Raw genomic sequence first — 271 nt, 5'->3', positions numbered from 1 at the left:
CCAGTTCCGGCTCCCACGGCATGGCGCCGAGCATCGAGGTGGCGTCGAACACCGTATGGCGGTTGGCCGGATCGCCGTCGAGCCAGCTCAAGAGTTCGCGGATCTCGCGGCTGGTATAGGCGTTCGCCCCGGTCGTCTCGTGGCCGACGCCGACGAAGATCGAAACGCCGAGGTCGGCAAGCTCAGCCGCCGTCGGGATCACGCCTTCGGAGGCGGCGAAATGAATGCGGCTCTCGCAGCCTTTTTCGGCAAAGCGCTGCATCTCTATCAG

1 protein-coding gene is annotated in these 271 nt (G+C 65.3%); it reads right to left on the bottom strand.

All coding sequences use genetic code 11. The features are described from left to right. Positions 1–271 (bottom strand): hypothetical protein (locus tag EOD29_RS31860; RefSeq protein WP_164763948.1); only part of this gene is annotated, 271 nt, incomplete at both ends.

The sequence above is a fragment of the Mesorhizobium sp. M1A.T.Ca.IN.004.03.1.1 genome (genome assembly GCF_003997555.1).
In the GTDB taxonomy this organism is placed as follows: Bacteria; Pseudomonadota; Alphaproteobacteria; order Rhizobiales; family Rhizobiaceae; genus Mesorhizobium.
Note: the sequence above shows the minus strand (reverse complement) of the source record. Positions and strands in the feature narration are given on the sequence as shown.